Origin of the sequence: Streptomyces sp. NPDC096105 (assembly GCF_044763335.1) — a bacterium.
In the GTDB taxonomy this organism is placed as follows: domain Bacteria; phylum Actinomycetota; class Actinomycetes; order Streptomycetales; family Streptomycetaceae; genus Streptomyces.
On sequence record NZ_JBIWGC010000003.1, the window covers coordinates 200,897 to 224,459 of the forward strand.

Consider the following 23,563-nt stretch of genomic DNA (forward strand, 5'->3'; position numbering starts at 1 on the left):
AGGCACCTCGAAGTTCGCTGTCGATTCGTCGAGCCCGCGTCTTCACGGACCGTCGTGGTCCCCCGTGATCGCGGGCCCACACCTATGCAACTTACTCACCCTTTACTCGGTTCCCGATTCGGGCCGGGAACGAGAGAGGATTGTGACCATGTCCAACACACCCATGGCCGCGAACCCCCTCACCCGGGCCGTGCTCGAGATCGACGAGTACGTGTCCGGACTGGGCTGGGACCAGCCCGCCCGACTGTTCGCCCTCGTAGACACTGCCCGGCTTCGGGCGGAACAGCCCTCCCTCGCGGACCGCCTCGGCCTGGACGGCGGGGAGGAGTCCGCCGCCCTCACCCCGATCGAGCAGGAGGAGATCCCCGCCGGCAAGCCGCTCGACGAGTTCCTCGGCACCATCGCCTGGCCCGACGCGGTCACCGGCTGCGCCCTCACCGTGGAGCGGCTGATGCTGCCGCCGTCCGCGGAGGCCGAGGTCCCGAAGGACCTGGACGAGGCCGCCCTCACCACATGGGTGGCGGAGCACCCGGAGCGTCAGGAGGTCCGGATGACGGTCGCGGTGCTGCGCGACGGCTCCCGTGAGTCGGCGATCCGGCTGCGGGAGAAGGACTCCCCGACCGAGGTGCTCACGGGCTCGGATCTGGTGCCGGGTCTGGCCCGGGCGCTGACCGCGACGTTCGAGGAGTAGCCGCTCCGGTCAGGACGCGGTGCACGTCGGCAGGCCGGCGGTGTCGCCCGCGCGGATGTCCTTCAGGGCGTCCAGGGCGTCGTCCATGGTGCCGACCTTGACCAGGGTGAGGCCGTCGGGGGTGTCCTTGGCGGCGGCGGCGCAGTTGTCGGCGGGCGTGAGGAAGTACTCGGCGCCCTTGTCGCGCGCGCCGACCGTCTTCATCTCGATGCCGCCGATCGGCCCGACTCTGCCCTCGTCGTCGATGGTGCCGGTGCCCGCGACGAACGCGCCGCCGGTCAGAGCGCCCGGAGTGAGCTTGTCGTAGATGCCGAGGGCGAACATCAGTCCGGCGCTCGGGCCGCCCACGTCGGCGAGCTTGATGTCGATGGCGAACGGGAAGGTGTGGTCGGTCCCCGCCGAGATGCCGACGACGGCGCGCTCCTCGCCGGCGTCGTCGGAGGCCCGGGTGGTGACGGTGACCTGCTCGGTCCGCACCGCCGTCCGCTTCTCCTTCTCGGCGGCCGCCTGCTCCTTGGCGGGCACGACGGTGAAGACGACGTCCTCGCCCGGCGCGTGCTCGGTCACCAGCTCGGCGACGTCGGAGGGCTCCTTCACGGCCTTGCCGTCGACGGCCTTGATCACGTCTCCGGCGTGCAGCTTGCCCTCGGCGGGCGCGTCCTTGACGACCGTGGAGACGATCACCCAGGACTTCACCGGGATGCCCAGCTGCTTCAGGGCCGCCACCTTGGCGCTCTCCTGGGACTGGCTGAACTCCTCGGCGTTCTCCTGGGTCGACTCCTCCTCCGTCTTGCCGTCCGGGTAGAGGGTGTCGTGCGGGACGACCTTGGTGTCGTGCGCGAGCCAGCCGTACACGGCCTCGACGAGGTTCATGCGGTAGTCGGCGCTGGTGACCCGCACGGTGGTCATGTTGAGGTTGCCGTCCGCCGGATAGGTCTTGCGTCCGGCGATCCGGAGGACCGGCTCGCCCTCGTGCTCACCCAGCGTGTTCACCGTCGGCCCCGGCGACATCTCCGCATAGGGCACGGGGATGAAGACTCCCGCGCACAGGAGCGCGATCAGCATCAGGGTGGAGGCGAGCATCGTCACCGTACGGCGTGGCATGCAACGACAGTACGGGACGGACCTGTCAGCGCACCGTCAGGGCCGCCCGGTCGAGCGGCCCCGGCCCCGCTGCCGTCCTGGCCTGCGCTTTCCGGGCTCAGCTGCCCGCCCGCTCCTTCTCCATCGCCTCACGGAAACGGGCGTAGCCGATGAGTTCGGGACCGTCGCTGCGCACCTTGCGGGTCCGGTTGGCCCAACTGCCCCACAGTCCCGCTCCGATCACGGCCATCAGCGGAATCAGCAACCAGGCAAGAGCCGCCATGCCGACCTCCCAACCCCATGAGCGTCTGCCACACTGACTGATCAGCAGATTAACCGTCCGCAGTGACAACGCTCACCTCAGGGGTGCGGTTACGCAACCGCACAGGACGGGCGCGCTCCGGCCTGTCCGGCGCATCCTGCCGGGGACGCGGGGCCGGGCACGCCCGTCTGCGGCGTTGCCGCCGGCCGGACCCTAGGCGCCGACCCACTCCTGCGTGCCGTCGGAGAAGCGCTGGTGCTTCCAGATGGGCACCTCGTGCTTGATGTCGTCGATGAGCTTGCGGCAGGCCTCGAAGGCCTCGCCCCGGTGCGCGCACGACACGCCGACGACCACGGCGAGGTCCCCGACCCGCAGGTCCCCCACCCGGTGGGCCGCGGCCAGCGCCCGGACGGGGAAGTCCGCGGCGACCTTCTCCGCGATCCGCCGCATCTCGTCCTCGGCGCTCGGATGACAGGAGTAGCCCAGTTCGTCCACGTCGGCGCCCCCGTCGTGGTTGCGCACGGTCCCCACGAAGAGCGCCGTCCCGCCGGCCGCGTCGTCGCCGACCGCGCGCAGGATCTCGTCCACCGACAGCGGGGTGTCGCGGATCGCGATCAGCTTGATCGGGTCCTGGGCGGGCTGCTCACCGGGGTGGTCCGTCGTAGGTGCCATGGGCCCCATCGTGCCCCACCCCGCCGACCGGGCGGAACAGCGTCATCGCCCGGTACGCGCGCGTGGTGCCGCGGCAGCCCCTCCGAGGGGGTCCGTCCGCGTCAGATCCGCCGGCGCGCCTTCCGGGCCCGGCGCACCACCGCCGCGGCGCCGAGCAGCGCCACCGTCGCGCCCGCCGCGCCGGCGGCCGTCGCGTCCTTGCGGCCCAGACGGCGGCCCGCGACCGTGTGCCTGCCGGACACCTCCTCCAGGAGCTGCTCGAGCACCTCCTCATTCGTGTACGCGGGACGCCACCCGGCGTCGTGCAGCCTGCTTCCGCTGACCACCCAGGGGTACATCGTGTACGCCAGGTCCCCGGCCGGGGACGGGGTGAGCCCGATCCGGTGCAGCCGGGCCGCCGCGCCGAGCGCCACCGCCGACGGCAGCTCCATCCGCCGGATGCCGCTGAGCTCCTCGATCTCCTCCTGCTCCAGCCACCCGTCGCAGCCCACGGCCAGCTCGCCGTCGACCTTCTCCAGCACGGCGTACTCCAGCGCGCTGCACAGGTCGTCGACGTGGCAGAACTGCCACGCGGGCCGGGAACCGGCCACCACCAGCAGCCGGGGCGACTCGAAGTACCTGGTCAGCGCGGTGTCGGTGCCGCCGACCAGCACGGCGGGGCGCACCACGGTGACGTTGAGCCCGGGGTGCGCGCGGGGCGCCCGGCGGCCCAGCCGCTCGATCTCCAGCAGGTCGCCGACGCCCGTGGCCTCGGCGGTGGCGCGCAGCTCCGCGTCCTCGGCCAGCGGCAGCTCGTTGTCGGGCAGCGCCCCGTAGACCATGGTCGAGGTGCACAGCACCACCCGGTGCACCCCGGCGGCCGCGGCCGCGGTCAGCACCGTCTGCGTGCCGCGGACGTTGTAGGCCGTCCGGGCGGCCGCGTCGGTCTCCAGGTCCAGGTCGAGGGCCAGGTGGACGACCACGTCGGCCCCGCGCAGCCGGTCCGCGATCGCGGGGTCCCGGACGTCCAGGATGTGCCACTCGGCCTCGGCGCACTCGCCGCGCCGCTCGTCGATGGCGACGACCTGCTTGACCTCCTCCGACGCCGCGAGCCGCTCGGCCAGCAGGGCCCCGACGCCGGAGGCGGCACCGGTGACCGCCACGACGGGCCCGCGGGGCGGAGGACTGGTTGACTTGTTTCGCGCTGCGCGAACCTGCGGATCTGGGGAACTCACCGGGCGTCTCCAGCGGTTGTCTTCAGTACGAGCGCGAGCGACGCGTGCGTACCAGGTGGCATCCATCCTGCCGCAGGCTCCCTGTCGGCGAAGCACCGAGGCCCGAACCGTCTCAGGTGTCTACGCTGGGTGGTGTTGTCGGGCAGCCGTGCCGCCGGAAAGAACCGGTGGCCCTACAAGCCGAGGAAACCCGTGAGTGACACCCCATTCGGATTCGGCCTTCCGCCGGAGGAGCCGGACGACGGCGACGAAGGCAAGAAGAAGGACCCGCAGGGCGGCGGTGGTCAGGGCCCGGCCAACCCGTTCGGCTTCGGCATGCCCGGGGCGGGCGGATTTGGCGGACCCGGCGCGGACAATCCGTTCGCCGCGATGTTCGGGTCGATGAACCCGGGCGACCTGGGCGCCGCGTTCCAGCAGCTCGGCCAGATGCTCTCCTACGAGGGCGGGCCGGTGAACTGGGACATGGCCAAGCAGATCGCCCGCCAGACGGTCGCCCAGGGAACCGCGCAGGGTTCCAAGGACGCCAGTGTCGGCCCCGCCGAGCGCAGGGCCGTGGAGGAGGCCGTCCGGCTGGCCGACCTCTGGCTGGACGACGCCACCTCCCTGCCGTCCGGCTCGCACTCCGCGGTGGCCTGGAGCCGCGCGGAGTGGGTCGAGGCGACCCTGCCCGCGTGGCGGGAGCTGGTCGACCCGGTCGCCGAGCGCGTCGGCAACGCGATGGGCGACGTCCTGCCGGAGGAGATGCAGGCCATGGCCGGCCCGCTGATCGGCATGATGCGCTCCATGGGCGGCGCCATGTTCGGCACGCAGATCGGCCAGGCCGTCGGCGTGCTGGCCGGCGAGGTCGTCGGTTCGTCCGACATCGGCCTGCCGCTGGGCCCGGCCGGCAAGGCCGCGCTGCTGCCGCTGAACGTCGGGACCTTCGGCAAGGACCTGGGCGTCCCGCAGGAGGAGGTGCGGCTGTACCTCGCCCTGCGTGAGGCCGCCCACCAGCGGCTCTTCGCGCACGTGCCGTGGCTGCGGTCGCACCTGTTCGGCGCGGTCGACGGCTACGCCCGCGGCATCAAGGTCGACACCGGCAAGCTGGAGGACGTGGTCGGCCAGTTCGACCCGCAGAACCCCGAGCAGCTGCAGGAGGCGCTTCAGCAGGGCATGTTCCAGCCGGAGGACACGCCCGAGCAGAAGGCGGCCCTGGCCCGGCTGGAGACGGCGCTGGCGCTCGTCGAGGGCTGGGTGGACGCGGTCGTGCACGCGGCGGCCAAGCCGCGGCTGTCGTCGGCCGACGCCCTGCGGGAGACGCTGCGGCGCCGCCGCGCCTCGGGCGGCCCGGCCGAGCAGACGTTCGCCACGCTGATCGGTCTGGAGCTGCGTCCGCGCCGGTTGCGTGACGCCTCGCGTCTGTGGGCCTCGCTCACCGACGCGCGCGGGGTCGACGGCCGGGACGCCCTGTGGCACCACCCGGACATGCTGCCGACGGCGACCGACCTGGACGACCCGGACGGCTTCGTGCACCGGGAGCAGATCGACTTCTCGGAGCTGGACAAGATGCTCGGCGAGGCCGCCGGCAAGCCCGGCCTGCGCAAGAAGGACACCCAGGACACCCAGGACGCCAAGGACACGGACGCCGCCGGCCAGGGCGACGGCGAAGGCGGCAAGGGCGACGAGCGCAAGGGCGACGGCGCCGAGTGAGCCTGCGCGACGACGCGGTGCTGGTCCTCAAGGCGTACCAGGACCAGCCCGGGCTGAGGGACGCCTATCTGGAGCACCTGGCCGCGCATCAGGACGGCCTGTGGAAGGCCTGCGGGGCCGGCCACCTCACGGCGAGCGCGCTGGTGGTCGACCCCGAGCATGGCCGGGTGCTGCTGACGCTGCACCGGAAGCTGCGGATGTGGCTCCAGACGGGCGGCCACTGCGAGCCCGGTGACGCCACACTCGCCGCGGCGGCGCTGCGGGAGGCGACCGAGGAGTCCGGTGTCGCGGGTCTGACGCTCCTCCCGGGCGGTCCCGTGCGGCTGGACCGGCATCCCGTCCCGCCGCCCTGCCGCTGCCACTTCGACGTGCAGTACGCGGCCCTGGCCACGCCGGACGCCGTCCACTCGGTCAGCGACGAGTCCCTGGACCTGCGCTGGTTCCCGTACGACGAGGTGCCGGACGTGGCGGACGACTCCGTGGTACGGCTGCTCGACGCGACGCGCGCGAGGCTCGGGACCTGAGAAGTACGCCGGGGCCGCACCCTCGGGAGGGTGCGGCCCCGGCGCACCGGTACGCGCTCAGCTCCAGACGTTGCCCTGGTTCTGGCCGCGGGCGCCCTGCTGGCCCATGCCGTACTGCGCGGCGAGGCCGGAGCCGGCCTGGGCGTTCTGCGGCGGCAGCAGTTCACTCGGCTGGACCAGCGCGAAGCCGTTGCCCATGAAGCTGAGCTCCCAGCCCTCGCCGGTGTTGCCGCGGCGCCGCCACACCCCCGAGGAGTGCGTCTGGGCCTGCATCTGCACGCGCAGCGAGGTGGACCAGGCGACGATCGCGTCGGCGTCGCAGTTGACGTACTTGTCCGGCGTCACCTGGAGCAGCAGCGGCATGCCCGAGGTCATCAGCGCGACCTTGCCCCGGCCGGTGATGTTGAGCTGGTACTTCCCCGAGCCGGAGATGCCGTAGAGGCTGTCCACGGCGATGACCTCGTGGTGCAGCGAGGAGTCCATCGCGAGGACGTAGCTGCTGTCGACCGTCAGGCCGTCCGGCTCCACGTCCATGATGTGGATGCGCTGGGCGAGGTTGGCGAGGTAGACGGTGCCCTGCCCGTGGCAGCGCATCAGGTCGAGGCCCTCGCCGGTGTGCGCCCGCGCGCGTGCCCCGCTGTTGCTCTGGTACTCGGCGTCGAACTCGACGAGTCCCTGGTAGGCGACCATGGCGCCCTTGCGGGCGAGGACGTCCTCGTGGCCGTCGAGGGCCACCCGGAGCATCTGCTGGTTCTGCAGGCTCCAGCGGTCCTGGGTCTGCTGCTCGTTGTACGCGAAAAGCGGACTCTGCATGGTGTGCTCGCTCCCCCTCAGCCCCGGATCCGGAGACGGTCGGTGCTGTCCTCACTGGGCTGGACGACGACGATGCCCTGACCGGAGAAGGCCATCTGGTAGGCCTCGCCGCTGCCCCGGCCGATCAGCGACTGGGCGCGGAAGCTGCGCTTGCCCTTCACCTTGAGGTTCGGGGACCAGGCGACCAGCGCGTCGGGGTCGACGTACGTCTCGTCCTCGCCGCCTCCGCAGTCGACGACGATCGGCTTGCCGCGCGAGGTGAGCGCGACCCAGCCCTGCCCGGAGATCCTGGTGTTCCACAGGCCCTGCCCGGCGAACTTCGCCAGGCCCTTGACCCGCTCCACGCCCCAGGTGAGGTGCGCGTCGAAGGCGAGCAGGTTGGTGGCGTTGACGGAGATGCCCTCGCCGTTGAGGTTGATCACGACGACGTTGGCCCCGTAGTCGGCCAGGTAGAGCAGGCCGTCGCCGGAGCACTTCATCAGGGGCGCGCCCTCACCGGTGAGCCAGTCCTTGGCGATCTGGCGGACGGCCGGCGGGTTGGGCTCGTACTGGACGAAGCCCTCGTAGGCGACCATCGAGCCGACGCGCGCGAAGAGGTCGTGCCCGGTCTGCATGGCGACCTTCAGCATGTGGTTGCCGTGGTTCTCCATGCGGGCGGTGACGGGGGCGGGGGCGTAGCCCGCGAGTGGCTGGTTCATGACGGGCTCCCTCAGATCTCGTACGGCTGGACGACGATGAAGTTGCCGGGCGCTCCCCGGAACTGCAGGTTGACGCTCTCCCCCGTGGCGCCGGGGTAGGAGTTGCGGCGCATCCGGACCTGGCTGGAGACGACCACCTGGGCGGCGGCCGACCACGCGACGACGGCGTTGGCGTCGGCGAACGTGGTGGGCGTGACCGGCAGCACCACGGGCGTGCCGTGCGTCTTGACGACGATCGTGCCGGTGCCCTGGAACTGCATCGTGAACAGCGCTCCGCCGGGGATGCCGTGCCCCTCGATGCGGCGGACCTCGTACTGGAGGCCCTCGTCGAAGGCGAGGACGTTCTCCGCGGAGACGCACACGGCGTCGCCCTGGAGCTCGATCGGGTGCAGCATCGTGGAGTTCTCGGCGAAGAACACCTGTCCCTGGCCGGTGCAGCGCATCAGCTGCATCTCCTGGCCGGTGGCGTTGCCGACGATGCGGCCGGTGAATCCGGCGCCCTTGTAGCTGAAGTCGACCTTGCCCTGGTAGAGCACCATGCTGCCCTGCCGGGCCAGCACGGCCGTACCGCCGATGCCCAGGTCGGCGCGGACCAGCTTCTTGTTCTGCTGGGTCCAGCGCTGTCCGGTGGGCGTCTCCTTGAACTGCTGGAGCGCACCGAGGACGCCGGCCGCCTGCGGGGCGCCCTGCGGCATCCCCTGCGGCACGCCGTAGGGGGCCTGCTGGTGGGGCGCCTGACCGGGCGGTACCTGTCCGGACGGCGGCTGCTGGCCGTAGCCGGGCGGCGGGGCAGGCGCCTGAGGCGCGGCGGGCGGCTGCCCGTAACCGGGGGGCGGGGCGGGCTGCTGGCTGTAACCGGGCGGCGGGGCGGGGGCCTGCGGCGGGGCGGGCGGCTGCCCGTAGCCCGGAGGCGGCGGGGGCGTCTGGCCGCCGTAGGGAGCGGGCGCGGGCGCAGGGGGCGGCACCGGCGAGCCGCCGGGCGGTGTCTGCAGGGGCGCCACGATGGTCGGCGCGGCGTGCACCGGCGGCGGGGCGGGCGCGGAAGGCGGCGGGGGCGCGAACCCCTGGGCGGCGGGCTGCGGCGCGGGGGCAGGGGCGGGCACGGGGGCGGGGGTGGGTGCGCCGCCTGCGGGGACGCCGAACGCGGGCGGGGCGGCGGCCTGCGCGGGCGGCGCGAAACCGGGCGCGGCCTGCAGGGCTTGCGGCTGCTGCGGCTGCTGCGGTTCGGCCGCGGGCTCGTCCTCGGCCACCTCGCCGCCGAAGTTCCGCAGCAGCGCGTCCAGCCCGCCGTCGAAGCCCTGTCCGACGGCGGCGAACCGCCACACGTCCTTGAAGTAGAAGTCGCCGAGCATCACGGCCCGCTCGGTGGAGAACTCCGAGCCGCTGAACGGGTACCGCGCCACTTCCTCACCGCCGGCGACGATACGGATGTACCCGGGACCGATCTGCGACATCTGCCCGGCGCCGTCGATGGTCGCCGTGAAGGACAGCTTCCTGATCTGCTGCGGGATCCGGTCCAGCGTCACGCGGAAGGACTCCGTGTCGCCGGCCTGGGCGCCCAGCAGCTGGATGGACCCCTCGGGGGACTTCGGCTGGTTGTAGAAGACGAAGTACCGGTCGTCGGAGAGCCGCTCGTCGGCGTCGAGTCCGAAGCAGCTGATGTCGAAGCCGAGCCCCGGGCCGGAGATCTGTACCCCTACGTACAGGTCCGTGCCCGCGGTGAGGTCACTGATCCTGGCCTTGTGGCCGCGTTGGAATTCCCTGGCCATGCGTACGACCGTCCCCCATCCCGTATGTGAGTGCGTCGCGCCAGGCTAACCGCAATCCCCGACACCGGAAGAAGTCGGTACAGACCCGGTACACAGCGCGCAGGCGCCCTCGCTCCGCGTCCGCTCCGGGCGGCTCGGGGCGGCGGTCACTCGTCCCGGGCGCCGGGGACGTGCGGCAGCCGGTCGGCCGCGACCACGCCCTCGAGGTACCCGCGGGCCCGTTCGGTCCGCGGGTACGTCTCGAGCAGCCGCCAGAACCGGGGGCCGTGACCGGGCACCAGGAGATGGGCCAGCTCGTGGCAGAGCACGTAGTCGACCACGTACTCCGGCATGCCCTGGAGCCGGTGGGACAACCGGATGCTGCCGTCGGACGGGGTGCACGAACCCCAGCGGGTGTTCTGGTTGGTCACCCAGCGCACCGAGCGGGGGCGGGCCCGTCCGCCGAAGTACTGCTCCGACAGCCGCTGGGCGCGCTCGGCCAGCTCGGCGTCCCCGAGGGTCCGTCTGCTCTCCTGCGCGGCGAGCTTGTCGAGCATGACGCGCACCCAGCGCTGCTCCTCCGCCTCGGACATCCGGGCGGGGATGAGCACGACGGTGCGATCGCCCTCGCGGTACGCGGAGACCGTCCGGCGTCGGCGGGCACTCCTGCGGACCTCGATCGCGCTCGCCCGTGAGCCGTCCGTCGGCTGGCTCTTCGCGCTGCGCTGAGACGTTCCGGCGCGGTGCAGTGGGTCGGCGGGCACGCCCCGACGGTACCCGGTGGACCGGGGGAAGTCCCGGCTCCGGGACGCTTCTCCGGCGATCCCGCCACCTGTCGCCGGATTTGTACGATGAATTCGGGCGCCTGTGGACAATTCTCGACGGCCCCTCGGCGGTTCCGGGCATGCTGGCAGCGCCGGCCGGGACCCGCGACGGACCCGGCCCGGCCATCGGCACGTATCAGAACAGACGGGGGTCAGTCATGCATCCGGTGCTCAAACCCGCCCTCAGGCGCGGCTGGCGCGACCGCGACACCGTGCAGTTCGGGATGACGCCGGCCCAGGCGCTGACCCTGGGTCCGGTGGACACCGCCACGGGCAGCCTGCTGGAGCTGCTCGACGGCACCCGGGGACTGGAGCTGCTGCGCGAGGAGGGCCGGCGCATGGAACTGCCCGACGGTCACGTCGACCGGCTGGTGCGGCGGCTGTCTCGGGCGGGACTGCTGGACGACTCCCGGGGCGGCGGGCCGGCCGCCGACGCCCTGCGCGGGAGTCCCGGTGTGCTGGACCGGCTGCGCCCGGACTGGGCCTCGCTCGGCCTGACCGCCGCCGGGCCGGGCGGCCCGCTCCAGGCGCTGGCGGCGCGGCAGAGCATGCGGGTGCAGGTCAGAGGCGCGGGCCGGGTGGGGGCGGCGGTGGCGGCGCTGCTGTCGGGGGCGGGCGTCGGCGAGGTCGAGGTGCGGGACGTGGGGCGGGTGGAGCCGTGGGACGTGGCGCCGGGCGGGCTGCCCGCCGAGGCGGTCGGCGAGCGCAGGGAGGAGGCGGCCCGCCGCGTCGTGCGCCGGTGCGCTCCGGACCCCTCGTCGCGCCGCACGGCCCTCTCGCCCCTCGCGGAGGAGACCGGCCACTCCCTGGTGGTGCTCGCCCCGCGCGACGACGTCGCGGTGCACGCTCCGGATCCGGTGTCCGCCGAGCCCCTCATGGCGTCGGGAACTCCTCACCTCCACGCCGGGGTCGTCGAAGGCACCGGCGTGGTCGGCCCTCTCGTCCTGCCCGGCGAGACCGGGTGTGCCGGCTGTCTCCAGGAGGACCGGATCGACCGTGACCCGGTGTGGCCCCGGCTGGTGGCCCAGTGGCGCTCCGGCCGGCAGCGCAGGGTGGGGGCCTGCGATCTGGCGCTGGCCTCGACCGTGGCGGGGCTGGCCGCCGCGCACGCGCTGGCCTTCCTGGACGGGCGCCTCCCGTCCAGCGCGGGCGTCCGCTGGGAGGTGTCCCTGCCTCAGGTGCACTGGCAGCCGCGGCCGGTCGTGCCGCACCGCCGCTGTCCGTGCGGGGCCGCCGGCGGTCCGGATCCGGGTGTCAGCGGCCCGGGCGAAGGTAAGGGAGAACACACCTCCGCCGACGGGGGGTCGCACGAGACAATGGCTGGGCACGGGCCGTCGAAGGAGTCGCGCCGTCAGGCGGACGCGGAGCGGCCGGCAAGTACCTGGAGGGCGCATGTCTGATCTTCCCCGCAAGGCGGTCACCCGCACCGCCAAGCTGGCCGCGCTCCCGCTCGGCTTCGCCGGGCGGGCCACCTGGGGACTCGGCAAGCGGATCGTGGGCGAGTCCGCGGAGCTGGTCGGCCGGGAACTCCAGCAGCGCACCGCCGAGCAGTTGTTCAAGGTGCTCGGCGAGCTCAAGGGCGGTGCCATGAAGTTCGGCCAGGCCCTGTCGGTCTTCGAGTCGGCCCTGCCCGAGGAGGTCGCCGGTCCCTACCGTGCCGCCCTCACCAAGCTTCAGGAGGCCGCCCCGCCCATGCCGACCCGCGCGGTGCACGGGGTGCTGGAGGAGCGGCTGGGCGAGGACTGGCAGGAGCTGTTCCAGGAGTTCGACGACAAGCCGGCCGCGGCCGCCTCCATCGGCCAGGTCCACCGGGCGGTGTGGCACGACGGCCGTGAGGTCGCGGTCAAGGTGCAGTACCCGGGCGCCGGCGAGGCGTTGCTGTCCGACCTCAACCAGCTGAGCCGTTTCGCCCGGCTGCTGGGTCCGCTGGTCCCCGGCATGGACGTCAAGCCCCTGATCACGGAGCTCAAGGACCGGGTCTCCGAGGAACTGGACTACGGTCTGGAGGCGCAGGCGCAGCGGGCGCACGCCGAGGAGTTCGCCGGCGACCCCGACGTGGTGGTGCCGGACGTGGTGCACCAGTGCGAGCAGGTGCTGGTCACCGAATGGATCGACGGCACACCACTGTCGGAGATCATCGCGGACGGCACCGAGCAGCAGCGCGACCGGGCCGGACAGCTCCTGGCCCGCTTCCTGTTCTCCGGTCCCGCCCGGACCGGCCTGCTGCACGCCGACCCGCACCCGGGCAACTTCCGTCTGTTGCCCGGAGGTCCCGGTGGCGAGGACGACTGGCGTCTGGGGGTTCTGGACTTCGGCACCGTCGACCGGCTCCCCGGCGGGCTGCCCGCCCCCATCGGCGAGGCGCTGCGGATGACCCTGGACGGCGAGGCGGAGGCCGTCTACGACATGCTCTGCGCGGAGGGCTTCGTCAAGGAATCCGTCGAGCTGGACCCCGACGCGGTCCTCGACTATCTCTCGCCGATCATCGAGCCGGCGCGGGTCGAGGCGTTCACCTTCACCCGTGGCTGGATGCGCGGTCAGGCGGCCCGGATAGCGGACGTCCGGTCCCCGGCCTACCAGTTGGCCAAGCAGCTCAACCTTCCGCCGGCCTATCTGCTGATCCACCGGGTCACGTTGAGCACGATCGGTGTGCTGTGCCAGCTCGGGGCGACGGTGCGGCTGCGGGAGGAACTGGAGGACTGGCTGCCGGAGTTCGTCCCCGGGCAGCCGGGCGAGGAGGAGGAAGCGGCACCGGCCTGACCGCGCGGGGCCGTCGGGCGCGCGTGAGGCACGGCGGGTCTCACCGCCACTGGCTGTCGAGGCGTCCCTCGATCGCGCGCAGGTCCTCGCGGGAGCAGCGCTCGCAGCAGTGCAGGCGGACGCCGTTCTCCGCGGAAAGGGTCCAGGCCGGCCGGGGCCCGTCGGCGCGGACGCCGCAGCGGGCGCGCACCGGCGGCTCCGGCTCCCCGGCGGAGCCCTCGTCGCCGTCGCCGTCGTGAGGACTGGTCACGCGGTGACGACGACCCCGCGCCGAGCGCGCCGCTCCCGCAACGCACCGCGGGGGCCGGTCCGTTCACACGGACCGGCCCCCGCGGGGAGATCGGGGCCTCCGGCTGGGGAGGCCGTCGCCTCAGGCGGCGTGCCCTACTGCATGACCGCCATGGCGAGCGCCCGGCGGGCGCGCCGCGAGGCGCGCTCGGCCCGGCGCTGCATCCGGCGCGCGGTGATCAGACCGTTGGCCTGCCGCTCCCGGTGCGCCTCCTGCAGTCGGTCGTGCATATGCGCACGAGCCAGGGCTTCTGGGATGAGTTGCATCTCTCGGGTCCTGTTCTGGCGCGAGTCGTTCGCACCGCTGGTGGTGAAGTCTTCGGTCGCGGAGCCTGCGGGCTCGTGGGTGGACGGCGTCATCGGGGCCTGCTTCTGGGGGTCGTGCGTGAGGGGGCGGTCGATCGTTCCGGGGGTGTTCATGCCGAGACCGGGTTCTTGCGCGGGCGGCCGCGCGGCCGCTTCCGGGCGACGACAACTCCCTGGACGAACAGCTCGCCACCCCAGACGCCCCAGGGCTCACGCCGCTCCTTGGCACCGGCGAGGCAGGCCTCGACCAGCGGGCAGGTGCGGCAGAGGGACTTGGCGTACTCGACGTCCGCGGGCGACTCGGCGAAGAAGACCTCCGGGTCGTAGGAGCGGCACGGGACGGGTACGCCGAGGTTCTCGATGGCGTCGTCGAGCGCGGTGAGCGCGGTGAGCGGAGTCAAGGTCGGGTCCTCCGTGGAGCCGGGCTTGGGGATCGTGTCGGAAGGCGGTACGGACGGGGCGTGCGCTTCGAGTTGCACGGCTGGTCTTCCTCGTCTGGTCGTTTCCGGCCGGTCGGCCGGATGTGCGGCTGGTACCGGGTTCTTTTCTTGTCCCGAGGCGCCTTGTCCTGTTTTCCCGTTCGGGCAAACAGAAGGGCCGCGGATCCCGGATGGGGTTCCGCGGCCCTGAAGGCGCCGGCCTGAGCGAATCAGGCTGGATCACTCCAGGGTTCTGGCCCACGGAAGGCCCACATCAGGTGGTGCTGCGTCGTCTGCTTCCGGAATCCGGCACCGGTCGCCGCAAAGGCATAGGCCTGCGCCTGTGCCACTACTGCTGCTTCCAGTGCCTCGGTCGGTCGCTCATCGCGCTCACGGACGACAAGGCCCGCGGGAGCGACGGAGGACGCCGGACGCACGGCACGGATGCCGGACAGACCGGTGCCCTGGTTCGAGGCGCCGAGCATGCACAGGGAGACGGCCGAGCGATCGGTCAGTTTGACGCTGGTGCTGATGTTGATGCTGATCACTGGACTCGCCTCCTCTCGGCGTCTCAGGGACCGGGCGAACCGGTCCGCGGATATGCAAGTACAACACGGAATCAGGGCCTCCGAGAAGGCCGCTGTCCCCGTGGCTAAGAACCTATGGGGATTCCCGGGGCATGCGCAAACTATTTTTCCGACGAGTTCGCGTCAGTCCTGATCTTGCCTCTCGGCGGGGTCCCGGCCCGCGCAGAGGGCCAGCACGTCGGCGCCGTAACGGCGCAGCTTACGCATGCCCACCCCGGGGATGCGGGCCAGTCCGTGCTCGTCCTCGGGGACCGCTTCCGCGATGGCGATCAGCGTCTTGTCGGTGAAGACGCAGAAGGCCGGCTGGCCGCTGCGCCGCGCCTGCTCGCCGCGCCATTCGCGCAGCCGCTCGTACAGGCCCTCGTCCATGTCGGAGGGGCAGTCCTCGCAGCGCATCAGTTTCATCTCACCGCCGTCGGTCAGCGTGCGGCCGCAGACCCGGCAGCGGGCGGGGGTGCGCTGCCGGCGGCGCGGGGCCTGCTCGGGGAGGGTGGCGGCCGTGTAGGAGCCGCGCTCCACTCCTCCCGCGCCTGCCGCGCCCGCACGGCCCGCGACGGCGTGCGAGCCGGGGCGCAGTCCGGTGAGGAATCGGCTGGGTCGCCGGTTCGGGCGGCCGCCCGGCGAGCGGGAGAGCGCCCAGGAGAGGTGGAGATGCTCGCGGGCGCGGGTGACGCCCACATAGAGGAGGCGGCGCTCCTCCTCGATCTGTTCGTCGGTCTTCGCGTAGGTGATCGGCATCATGCCCTCGGCGACGCCGACCAGGAAGACGACGTCCCACTCCAGGCCCTTGGCCGCGTGCAGCGAGGCGAGGGTGACGCCCTGGACCGTGGGGGCGTGCTGGGCGCCGGCCCGTTCGTCCAGTTCGACGACGAGGTCGGCGAGCGTGGCGCCGGCCCGGGCGGCGGCGAAGTCCTGGGCGAGGTGGACCAGGGCGGCCAGGGACTCCCAGCTCTCCCGGACCGCACCCGACCCGGCGGGCGGCTGGGGCGTCCAGCCCTTGCCCGAGAGCACGGCACGCACCTGGGAGGGCAGGTCGGGGGCGTCGTCGAGCAGCGCGTCGTTGCCGCCGAAGCGGGCCGCGGCGCGCAGGGCGGTGATCGCGTTGCGCACCTCGGGACGGTCGAAGAACCGCTCGGCCCCACGCAGCTGGTAGGGCACGCCCGCGTCGGCGAGGGCCTGCTCGTAGGTCTCGGACTGGGAGTTCGTGCGGAACAGGACGGCGATCTCGCTCGCCGGGACGCCCGAGTCGATCAGTTCGCGGATACGCCGGGCGGCGCCCTCGGCCTCGGCGGGCTCGTCGGTGTACTCGGTGAAGACCGGGTCGGGTCCCGCGGGGCGCTGGGAGACCAGCTCCAGCCGGTGGTCGGCGGCGCGGCCCTTCGCCTGGGCGAGCAGCCCGTTGGCCAGGCGGACCACCTGGGGGGTCGAGCGGTAGTCGCGGACGAGCTTGACGACGGTGGCGCCCGGGTGGCGGGCGCGGAAGTCGAGCAGGTGGTCCGGGGTCGCGCCCGTGAAGGAGTAGATGGTCTGGCTGGCGTCGCCGACCACGCACAGGTTCTCCCGGTCGCCGAGCCACAGCTCCAGCAGGCGCTGCTGGAGAGGGCTGACGTCCTGGTACTCGTCGACGACGAAGTGCTGGTACTGGGCCCTCACCTGCTCGGCGATGTCGTGCCGGTCCTGGAGGACGGCGACGGTCAGCAGGAGCACGTCCTCGAAGTCGATGACGGAGCGCTCGCGCTTGAGGTCCTCGTAGGCGGCGTAGAGCTGGGCGATCTCGGCGGGGTCGCGGGGCGCGTCCCGGCCGGCCTTGTCGGCCGCGGCCGTGTAGTCGGCGGGGACGGTCTGGGTGACCTTGGACCACTCGATCTCGGCGGTGACGTCCCGCAGCTCGCCCCGGTCGAGGCGGATCCGGCAGGCGGCGGCCGCGTCGGCGACCAGCTGGATCTTGCGGTCGACGAGCCGGGGCAGGGGTCCGCCGACCGCCTTCGGCCAGAAGTACTGGAGCTGGCGCAGGGCCGCGGAGTGGAACGTGCGCGCCTGGACGCCCACGGCGCCGAGCTGGCGCAGCCGTCCGCGCATCTCCCCCGCCGCGCGGTTGGTGAAGGTGACGGCGAGGACGCTGGAGGGCTGGAGGATCCCGGCGCGCACCCCGTAGGCGATGCGGTGGGTGATCGCCCTGGTCTTGCCGGTGCCGGCGCCCGCCAGCACGCACACCGGCCCGTGCAGCGCGGTCGCCACGGCGCGCTGCTCGGGGTCGAGACCTTCGAGCACCGCGTCGGCCGAGTCCGGTACCCGCGGGAAGAGGGTGGAGTGCGTTGCTGCTGTCACACCGCCATGCTGCCAGGTCGCCCGGGACAGGTGAGCCGGTTGTCCACAGGGGAGGCCTCGCAGTCGTACGAATGCGACAGGCGTCACGTCACCGGCTGCGGGGCGGGGCGGCGGGAATGCCTGCGCTTTCCCGTACGTTTCCCCCGAGACCGAGAACTTCCCCGAGCCGCCGAAGGAGCGCGAGAGGCATGCAGGGCACTGTGACGATGTACAGCACCACGTGGTGCGGCTACTGCCGTCGGCTGAAGAGCCAGATGGACCGCGAGGGCATCGCGTACACCGAGATCAACATCGAGCAGGACCCCGAGTCGGCGGCCTTCGTGGAGAAGGCGAACGGCGGCAACCAGACGGTGCCCACCGTGCTGTTCCCCGACGGTTCGACGCTCACCAACCCCTCGCTCGCGCAGGTGAAGCAGAAGATCGGCGCCTGAGCGGCCCGCGCGTCACGAGGCGGGGCGGCCGTCCCTCACGGGACCGGCCGCCCCGCTTCGTCGTGTGATGCCCCGGGTCAGAAGGCGCTGCGGGTCGGCAGGTCCTCGCCGTACCAGCGCTCGATCAGCCGGGCCGCGATCGAGATGCCGTAGGGCGGGAGCACCTCGCCGGACTCGAAGGCGGCGCGGAGTTCGTCGCGGGAGAACCAGCGGGCCTCGTGGATCTCGTCGCCGTCCACGGTGATCTCGGAGGAGGTGGCGCGGGCGAAGAAGCCGAGCATGAGGCTGGAGGGGAACGGCCAGGGCTGGCTGGCGACGTACTCGACCTCGCCGATGGTGATGCCGGCCTCCTCGTGCACCTCGCGGCGCACCGACTGCTCGATGGCCTCTCCCGGCTCGACGAACCCGGCGAGGGTGGAGAAGCGGCCCTCGGGCCAGTGGACCTGGCGGCCGAGGAGGATGCGGTCCCGGTCGTCGATCACCGCCATGATCACCGCGGGGTCGGTGCGCGGGTAATGCTCGGCTCCGCAGGCGGGGCAGCGGCGGATGTGGCCGGCGGCGGCGATGACGGTGCGCTCGCCGCAGCGGGAGCAGAAGCGGTGCAGCCGCTGCCAGTTCTCCAGGGCGACGGCGTGCACCATCAGGCCCGCCTCGCGGGGTGACAGCAGCAGCCCGGCCTCGCGCAGGCCCGCGGGGCGGGCGGAGTCGTCCATGCGGCCGGGCAGGGAGTCCTTCTGCAGCGCGAAGTAGCTGACGCCGTCCTCGTCGATGCCGAGGAAGTAGCGGTGGGCCTCGGTGAGCGGGGCCTCGAAGGACGGGGTCATGACGAGTTCGGTGCGCCCGTCGGGGGTCTCGTCGATGAGGACCTGGCCGCCGGAGACCACGAAGCAGCGGGTCGAGGGGTGGCTCCACGCCGCCGCGAGCCATGCCTCGTCGAGCCGGTGGTGGGCGGCGCGGTCGATGCCGCTCGGGGCGGTGAGCGAGATGGGCCGGTCGGCGGTGTGGTCGGTCCTGGTGGTCACGGGTGCTTCCAACTCCCCCGGGGGATCGGGTCGCGGGCGGTCTGGCGGACGAGAACGGGAGGGACCGGGTCCGCGGACGCGGCGACGGCGCGGCTCTTCCAGTGTGCCGCGCGCGGGCGCCCGCTTCGGACGGCGTGGGTGGTCAGGGGGCGTGCCGCCAGTGCTCGGCGAGGTCGCCCCAGAGGTGGGCGCTGGTCTCGGCGCCTTTGAGCAGCAGGTCCAGCTCGACCTTCTCGTCGGGGGCGTGCCAGCCGTCGGACGGGACGGAGATGCCGAGGAAGAGCACCGGCGCGCCGAGGACGTCCTGGAGGTCGGCGGCCGGGCCGGATCCGCCCTCGCGCGTGAACAGCACGGGCTTGTCGAAGGCGCGGCCCATGGCGCGGACCACCGACTGCAGGGCGGGGTGGTCGAGCGGGGTGAGGCAGGGGCGGGTGGCGGGGCTGAAGGTGATCTCGTGCCGGACGCCCTCGGGCAGCCGGGTGGGCACCCAGGCGCCGACCGCGTCCCGGATGTGTGCGGGGTCCTGGCCGGCGACCAGCCGGAAGGAAAGCTTCACCATCGCGGAGGAGGGGATGATCGTCTTGCTGCCGGGGCCCTGGTAGCCGCCGCCGATGCCGTTGACCTCGGCGGTGGGGCGCGCCCAGACGCGCTCCAGGGTGCTGTAGCCGGCCTCGCCACCCGTGCCGTGCGACTTGGCGGTGCGCAGCCACCGCTCCTCGTCGAAGGGCAGCCGGGCGAAGAGGTCGCGCTCACGGTCGGTGAGCGCGACGACGCCGTCGTAGAAGCCGGGGATCGCCACCCGGCCCTGCTCGTCGTGCAGGGCGGCGACCAGCCGGGCGGCGGCGGTGGCCGGGTTGGGCACGGCGCCGCCGAAGGAGCCGGAGTGGATGTCCTGGTCGGGTCCGTACAGGCGGATCTCGCACTCGGCGAGGCCGCGCATGCCGGTGCACACGGTCGGGGTGTCCTCGGACCACATGCCGGTGTCGGAGACGATCACGGCGTCGGCGGCGAGCCGGTCCGCGTGCTGTTCGACGAGTGCCCGGAAGTGCGGGGAGCCGGACTCCTCCTCTCCCTCGATCAGCAGCTTGAGGTGGACGGCGGGGCTGGTGCGGCCGGTGGCGGCGAGATGGGCGCGCACGCCCAGGGTGTGGAAGAAGACCTGGCCCTTGTCGTCGGCCGCACCGCGCGCGTAGAGGCGGTCGCCGCGGACGACGGGCTCGAACGGGTCGCTGGTCCAGCCGTCCTCGCGCGCGGCGGGCTGCACGTCGTGGTGGCCGTACACCAGGACGGCCGGCGCTCCGGGGTCGTCGCTGGGCCACTCGGCGTAGACCGCCGGGGCGCCGGGGGTGTCCCAGACCTCGGCGGTGGGGAAACCGGTGTCCTTCAGGGCGGCGACGAGCCAGTCGGCGCTGCGGCGCACGTCGGGGGCGTGATCGGGCTGGGCCGAGACGGACGGGATGCGCAGCCACGCGGTGAGGTCGTCGAGGAACGCCGTGCGGTGGTCTGCGATGTACGTACGGACGGCGTCGACGGCACTGTCAACGGGCTGGCTCATGCCTATGAGCCTATCGGCCCGCGGAGGTGTCCTCGGAGTGCGGTATCTCACCGTGCGGCTCGTCGAGCAGCAGTCGCTCCAGTTCGGCGCGGCCGGGGAGGCGCTCGGGGCGGACCACCTCGCCGGTGCGCACGTACAGGAACGCGGCGGTGACGGATTCCGGCGGGACGCCCTGCTGCTCGGCCCAGGCGAGCCGGTAGACGGCGAGCTGCAGCGGGTCGGCGGTGCGCCCCCGGCCGGTCTTCCAGTCGACGATCTCGTACGTGGCCACGTCGCCGTCCTCGTGCCGGTACACGGCGTCGATGCGGCCCCGGACGACACGGCCGGCGATCGACAGCTGGAAGGGCGCCTCCACGCGGTAGGGCGTGCGGTGGGCGTACTTGGTGCGCTCGAAAGCCTCCTTGAGCTCTTCCAGGTCACGCTCGTCGGCGATCTCGGCATCGCCGCCGGGCAGCTCGTCGGGGTCGAGCATGGGCAGGGTCAGCTCTTCGAAGCGCGCCTCGACCCACGCGTGGAAGCGGGTGCCCCGGCACGCGGCGGGCTGCGGCGGGCGCGGCATGGGGCGGACCAGCTCCCGGGCGAAGCCGTCGGGGTCGGCGGCGAGCCGGAGCAGCTGGGACGCGGTGAGGGAGGCGGGCAGCCGGACCTCGGTGACGGTCTCGCGGGCGCGCAGCAGCTCCCCGGTGAGGGCGTCCAGGTCGCGGTCCCAGGAGGCGACGGTACGTGCCTCCTCAGGGGCGAGGCGGGACTCCGCGGGCGCGAAAGCAGGGGCGGGGGCGGGCGCCGGCAGGTCCGGGCCGCCGCCGGGCACGCGCGGCAGCTGCGCGCGGGGCGCGTCCGGGGCGGTCGCCTGGTGCGGGACGACCGGGCGTTCGGTGGCCCAGGAGTCCCAGTCGCCGGGGCCGGCGTCCACCGCGCCGGGCTCGTCGGGATACGGCTCCTCCGGGTACGGGTCGTCGAGGAGGTCCTCCGGGAACGGCTCCTCGTCGTCCGGCGGGGGCGGCCACTCCGGGTCGTCGTGGGCGTCCGGGTCGTGGACGGCCGCCGTGCCGTGCGGGTGGGCGGCGAGGCGGTCGAGGTGGGCGAGGACGATCGCGGCGGCGGCGCGGCGCCGGGCGAGGGCGGCGTCGTCCAGGGGCAGCGGCCACGCCTGGACGTCGCCGGCCTGCCGCAGCGCCGGGTTCTCCTCGTCCTCGGCGGGCTCGTCCGCCCACACCTCGGTCTCGCCGTGTCCGGCGGCGCAGTGGTCGTGGAGAGCGAGCAGGAACGCGGAGGGACCGCGCGGCTTCTTCTGGCTCGGCCCCCACCAGTGGCCGGAGCCGAGCAGCAGGGAGCGGGGCCGGGTGAAGGTGACGTAGCCGAGGCGCAGCTCCTCGGTGTGCTGGTGCTCCTTCATGGCCTCGTGGAAGGCCTTCAGGCCACGGGAGTCCCAGGACGGCACGTCGGGGAGGGTGTCGGCGTCGCCGCGCAGCCGGTGCGGCAGCACCTTGCCCTGGGCCGTCCACTTGTCGCGGCCCCGGTCGCTGGGGAAGGCGCCGGTGACCAGGCCGGGGACGGCGACGACGTCCCACTCCAGGCCCTTGGACTTGTGGGCGGTGAGCACCTTGACGGTGTTCTCGCCTCCCGGGAGCGCGTTGTCCAGGCCCTTCTCGTACTGGGCGGCGGTGCGCAGGAAGCCGAGGAAGGCGAGCAGGGTGGCCTCGTTGTCGCCGGCGGCGAAGGACGCGGCGATGTCGAGGAAGTTGGACAGGGTCTCCCGGCGCCGGGCGGCCAGCGCGTGCGGGGACGCGGACAGCTCGACCTCGAGTCCGGTGACGGCGAGCACCCGGTGCAGTACGTCCATCAGCGGGTCGGCGAGGGAGCGGCGCAGGTCGCGCAGTTCGGCGGCGAGGCGGGCGAAGCGCACGCGCGCGTCCGGCGAGAAGGGCAGCCCGTCGTCGTCCCCGCCGCCCTCCAGCGGGGTCTCCAGGAATGTGTCGAGGGCGTCGGCGAGCGAGACGACCTCGGCCGGGTCGACGCCCTCGACGGCCTCGGCGAGCCGCCGGTCGGGGTCGTCGTCGCCGTCCACGCGCGCGTGGGACACCAGCAGGCGCGCGCGGCGGCCGAGCAGGGCGAGGTCGCGGGGGCCGATCCGCCAGCGCGGGCCGGTCAGCAGCCGGACGAGGGAGGCGTTGGCGCCGGGGTCCTGGAGGACTTCGCAGACGGCGACGAGGTCGGCGATCTCCGGCAGGTGCAGCAGCCCGGACAGGCCGACGACCTCGACGGGCACGTCACGGGCGACCAGGGCGGCCTGGATCTCGGCGAAGTCCGTGGCCGTGCGGCACAGGACGGCGATCTCGCCCGGGGCCTTCCCGGTGTTCACCAGGTGCGCGATCGAGTCGGCGATCCAGTCGATCTCCTCGGTGTGGGTGCGCAGCAGGGCACAGCGGACGAGGCCGTCACGCTCGGCGCCCGGGGCCGGGCGGAGGGCCTCCACGCCCGCGTGCATGGCGCGCAGCGGCTCGGCGAGGCCGTTGGCGAGGTCGAGCAGCCGGCCGCCGCTGCGGCGGTTCTCGCTGAGCGACTGGCGGGTGGCGGGGCGGCCGTCGGCGTGCGGGAAGTGCTCGGGGAAGTCGTCGAGGTTGGCGACGGAGGCGCCGCGCCAGCCGTAGATGGCCTGGCAGGGGTCGCCGACGGCGGTCACCGGGTGGCCGGTGCCGCCGCCGAAGAGGCCGGCCAGGAGGACGCGCTGGGCGACGGAGGTGTCCTGGTACTCGTCGAGGAGGACCACCCGGAACTCGTCGCGCAGCAGGCGGCCCACTTCGGGCAGGGTGGCGAGCCGGGCGGACAGCGCGATCTGGTCGCCGAAGTCGAGCAGGTCGCGCTCGCGCTTGGCGGCCCGGTAGCGCAGCACCAGCTCGGCCAGTTCCCGGCGGGCGGCGGCGGCCTCGGGGACCTTGCGCAGGTCGGCGTTGCTGAGCTTGGCGTTCTCCAGGGCGCGCAGCAGTCCGGCGTCGTGGGCGCGCAGGTCCTCGGGGCGCACCAGGTGCTCGGAGAGCTCCGCGTCGAGGGCGAGGAGGTCGCCCACCAGGTCGGGGAAGGAGCGGGTGAGGGCCGGGTAGAGGCCGGGCGCCTCGCGCAGCACGCGTGCGGCGAGCTGGTAGCGGGTGGCGTCGGCGAGCAGCCGGGAGGTCGGTTCGAGGCCGATGCGCAGCCCGTGGTCGGTGAGCAGACGGCCGGCGAAGGCGTGGTACGTGGAGATCACCGGCTCGCCCGGGGGGTCGTCCGGGTCGATGGCGTCCGGGTCGGTGACGCCGGCCTTGATCAGGGCCGTGCGGACGCGCTCGGCGAGTTCGCCGGCGGCCTTGTTGGTGAAGGTGAGGCCGAGGACCTGCTCGGGGGCGACCTGGCCGGTGCCGACGAGCCAGACCACGCGGGCCGCCATCACCGTCGTCTTGCCGGAGCCCGCTCCGGCCACGATCACCTGCGGGGCGGGCGGCGCGGTGATGCAGGCCGTCTGCTCCGGGGTGAACGGGATCCCGAGCAGCTCCTTGAGCTGTTCGGGATCGGTGATACGGGCGGGCACACCGAGAATCTAGCCGCGGCCACTGACAGCGTGGACCCTCCGAGCCCGCCGGAAGGGAGGAACCGCAGGTCGGCGAGGGTGGTG

22 protein-coding genes are annotated in these 23,563 nt (G+C 73.2%); 6 read left to right on the plus strand and 16 right to left on the minus strand.

Features of this window, described 5'->3' with window-relative positions; all coding sequences use genetic code 11:
• Nucleotides 1-148 precede the first annotated feature (148 nt).
• Nucleotides 149-691 (plus strand): PPA1309 family protein, encoded by a 543-nt coding sequence (locus ACIQ8B_RS06430; RefSeq protein WP_403545700.1) that lies wholly within the window; start codon nt 149-151, stop codon nt 689-691.
• Nucleotides 692-700: 9 nt separating this feature from the next.
• On the opposite strand, the gene ACIQ8B_RS06435 is transcribed toward ACIQ8B_RS06430, so the two are convergent.
• The 4 genes from ACIQ8B_RS06435 to ACIQ8B_RS06450 form a co-directional block, all read right to left on the minus strand.
• Nucleotides 701-1,795, minus strand: a complete 1,095-nt coding sequence (locus ACIQ8B_RS06435; protein ID WP_403545702.1) for a PDZ domain-containing protein — start codon at nt 1,793-1,795, stop codon at nt 701-703.
• Between the two features lie 97 nt (nt 1,796-1,892).
• Nucleotides 1,893-2,057 carry a hypothetical protein gene (locus ACIQ8B_RS06440; RefSeq protein WP_198602464.1) on the minus strand — a complete coding sequence of 55 codons (165 nt, stop codon included), beginning with the start codon at nt 2,055-2,057 and terminating at the stop codon, nt 1,893-1,895.
• Between the two features lie 192 nt (nt 2,058-2,249).
• Entirely contained in the window at nt 2,250-2,708 is a 459-nt protein-coding gene (locus tag ACIQ8B_RS06445) for a molybdenum cofactor biosynthesis protein MoaE (RefSeq protein ID WP_290005887.1), read from the minus strand.
• A 101-nt stretch (nt 2,709-2,809) separates the two neighbouring features.
• The gene (locus ACIQ8B_RS06450) at nt 2,810-3,922 is read right to left on the minus strand and encodes an SDR family oxidoreductase (RefSeq protein WP_403545705.1); all 1,113 of its coding nucleotides are present in this window, start codon (nt 3,920-3,922) and stop codon (nt 2,810-2,812) included.
• Between the two features lie 192 nt (nt 3,923-4,114).
• Here ACIQ8B_RS06450 and ACIQ8B_RS06455 point away from each other — a divergent pair, with 192 nt between their 5' ends.
• Together ACIQ8B_RS06455 and ACIQ8B_RS06460 are read left to right on the plus strand one after the other, a co-directional pair.
• A complete protein-coding gene (locus tag ACIQ8B_RS06455) occupies nt 4,115-5,611 on the plus strand; it encodes a zinc-dependent metalloprotease (RefSeq protein WP_403545707.1) in 1,497 nt (498 codons plus the stop codon).
• Complete coding sequence (locus ACIQ8B_RS06460) at nt 5,608-6,135, plus strand: NUDIX hydrolase (RefSeq protein ID WP_403545709.1); 528 nt, start codon at nt 5,608-5,610, stop codon at nt 6,133-6,135. The genes ACIQ8B_RS06455 and ACIQ8B_RS06460 overlap by 4 nt, the downstream gene beginning before the upstream one ends.
• A 57-nt stretch (nt 6,136-6,192) precedes the next feature.
• Here the strand turns inward: ACIQ8B_RS06460 and ACIQ8B_RS06465 are convergent, their stop codons facing one another.
• The 4 genes from ACIQ8B_RS06465 to ACIQ8B_RS06480 all read right to left on the minus strand — a co-directional run bounded on the left by ACIQ8B_RS06465 (nt 6,193) and on the right by ACIQ8B_RS06480 (nt 10,158).
• On the minus strand, nt 6,193-6,948 hold the full coding sequence (locus ACIQ8B_RS06465) for an AIM24 family protein (RefSeq protein ID WP_290005882.1): 756 nt from the start codon (nt 6,946-6,948) through the stop codon (nt 6,193-6,195).
• A 17-nt stretch (nt 6,949-6,965) separates the two neighbouring features.
• Nucleotides 6,966-7,646 carry an AIM24 family protein gene (locus tag ACIQ8B_RS06470; RefSeq protein ID WP_290005880.1) on the minus strand — a complete coding sequence of 227 codons (681 nt, stop codon included), beginning with the start codon at nt 7,644-7,646 and terminating at the stop codon, nt 6,966-6,968.
• A gap of 11 nt (nt 7,647-7,657) precedes the next feature.
• Entirely contained in the window at nt 7,658-9,415 is a 1,758-nt protein-coding gene (locus tag ACIQ8B_RS06475) for a TerD family protein (protein ID WP_403545711.1), read from the minus strand.
• A gap of 146 nt (nt 9,416-9,561) precedes the next feature.
• Complete coding sequence (locus ACIQ8B_RS06480; RefSeq protein WP_391662838.1) at nt 9,562-10,158, minus strand: M48 family metallopeptidase; 597 nt, start codon at nt 10,156-10,158, stop codon at nt 9,562-9,564.
• A gap of 218 nt (nt 10,159-10,376) precedes the next feature.
• Here ACIQ8B_RS06480 and ACIQ8B_RS06485 point away from each other — a divergent pair, with 218 nt between their 5' ends.
• Nucleotides 10,377-11,618 carry a ThiF family adenylyltransferase gene (locus ACIQ8B_RS06485; protein WP_403545713.1) on the plus strand — a complete coding sequence of 414 codons (1,242 nt, stop codon included), beginning with the start codon at nt 10,377-10,379 and terminating at the stop codon, nt 11,616-11,618.
• A complete protein-coding gene (locus ACIQ8B_RS06490) occupies nt 11,611-12,978 on the plus strand; it encodes an AarF/ABC1/UbiB kinase family protein (protein WP_290005875.1) in 1,368 nt (455 codons plus the stop codon). The genes ACIQ8B_RS06485 and ACIQ8B_RS06490 overlap by 8 nt, the downstream gene beginning before the upstream one ends.
• A gap of 40 nt (nt 12,979-13,018) precedes the next feature.
• Here ACIQ8B_RS06490 and ACIQ8B_RS06495 read toward each other — a convergent pair whose 3' ends face one another.
• From ACIQ8B_RS06495 to ACIQ8B_RS06515, 5 genes are all read right to left on the minus strand, one after another.
• A complete protein-coding gene (locus ACIQ8B_RS06495; RefSeq protein WP_403545716.1) occupies nt 13,019-13,228 on the minus strand; it encodes a hypothetical protein in 210 nt (69 codons plus the stop codon).
• 134 nt (nt 13,229-13,362) lie between these two features.
• Nucleotides 13,363-13,686: a hypothetical protein gene (locus ACIQ8B_RS06500; protein WP_290011022.1), complete on the minus strand. Its 324-nt coding sequence runs from the start codon at nt 13,684-13,686 to the stop codon at nt 13,363-13,365.
• Nucleotides 13,683-14,051: a WhiB family transcriptional regulator gene (locus ACIQ8B_RS06505; RefSeq protein WP_006134966.1), complete on the minus strand. Its 369-nt coding sequence runs from the start codon at nt 14,049-14,051 to the stop codon at nt 13,683-13,685. Before ACIQ8B_RS06505 ends, ACIQ8B_RS06500 begins: the two co-directional genes overlap by 4 nt.
• A gap of 170 nt (nt 14,052-14,221) precedes the next feature.
• Entirely contained in the window at nt 14,222-14,539 is a 318-nt protein-coding gene (locus ACIQ8B_RS06510; RefSeq protein ID WP_106412556.1) for a hypothetical protein, read from the minus strand.
• A gap of 162 nt (nt 14,540-14,701) precedes the next feature.
• Entirely contained in the window at nt 14,702-16,993 is a 2,292-nt protein-coding gene (locus ACIQ8B_RS06515; RefSeq protein WP_403545721.1) for an ATP-dependent DNA helicase UvrD2, read from the minus strand.
• 101 nt (nt 16,994-17,094) lie between these two features.
• On the opposite strand from ACIQ8B_RS06515, the gene ACIQ8B_RS06520 reads away from it, so the two are divergent.
• Nucleotides 17,095-17,337, plus strand: a complete 243-nt coding sequence (locus ACIQ8B_RS06520) for a mycoredoxin (protein ID WP_106412558.1) — start codon at nt 17,095-17,097, stop codon at nt 17,335-17,337.
• 77 nt (nt 17,338-17,414) lie between these two features.
• On the opposite strand, the gene nudC is transcribed toward ACIQ8B_RS06520, so the two are convergent.
• The 3 genes from nudC to ACIQ8B_RS06535 all read right to left on the minus strand — a co-directional run bounded on the left by nudC (nt 17,415) and on the right by ACIQ8B_RS06535 (nt 23,479).
• On the minus strand, nt 17,415-18,371 hold the full coding sequence (nudC, locus tag ACIQ8B_RS06525; protein WP_290011024.1) for an NAD(+) diphosphatase: 957 nt from the start codon (nt 18,369-18,371) through the stop codon (nt 17,415-17,417).
• A gap of 130 nt (nt 18,372-18,501) precedes the next feature.
• Nucleotides 18,502-19,914, minus strand: coding sequence for a dipeptidase (locus tag ACIQ8B_RS06530; RefSeq protein ID WP_403545724.1), 1,413 nt, complete (start codon nt 19,912-19,914; stop codon nt 18,502-18,504).
• Nucleotides 19,915-19,924: 10 nt separating this feature from the next.
• A complete protein-coding gene (locus tag ACIQ8B_RS06535) occupies nt 19,925-23,479 on the minus strand; it encodes a UvrD-helicase domain-containing protein (RefSeq protein ID WP_403545726.1) in 3,555 nt (1,184 codons plus the stop codon).
• Nucleotides 23,480-23,563 lie beyond the last annotated feature (84 nt).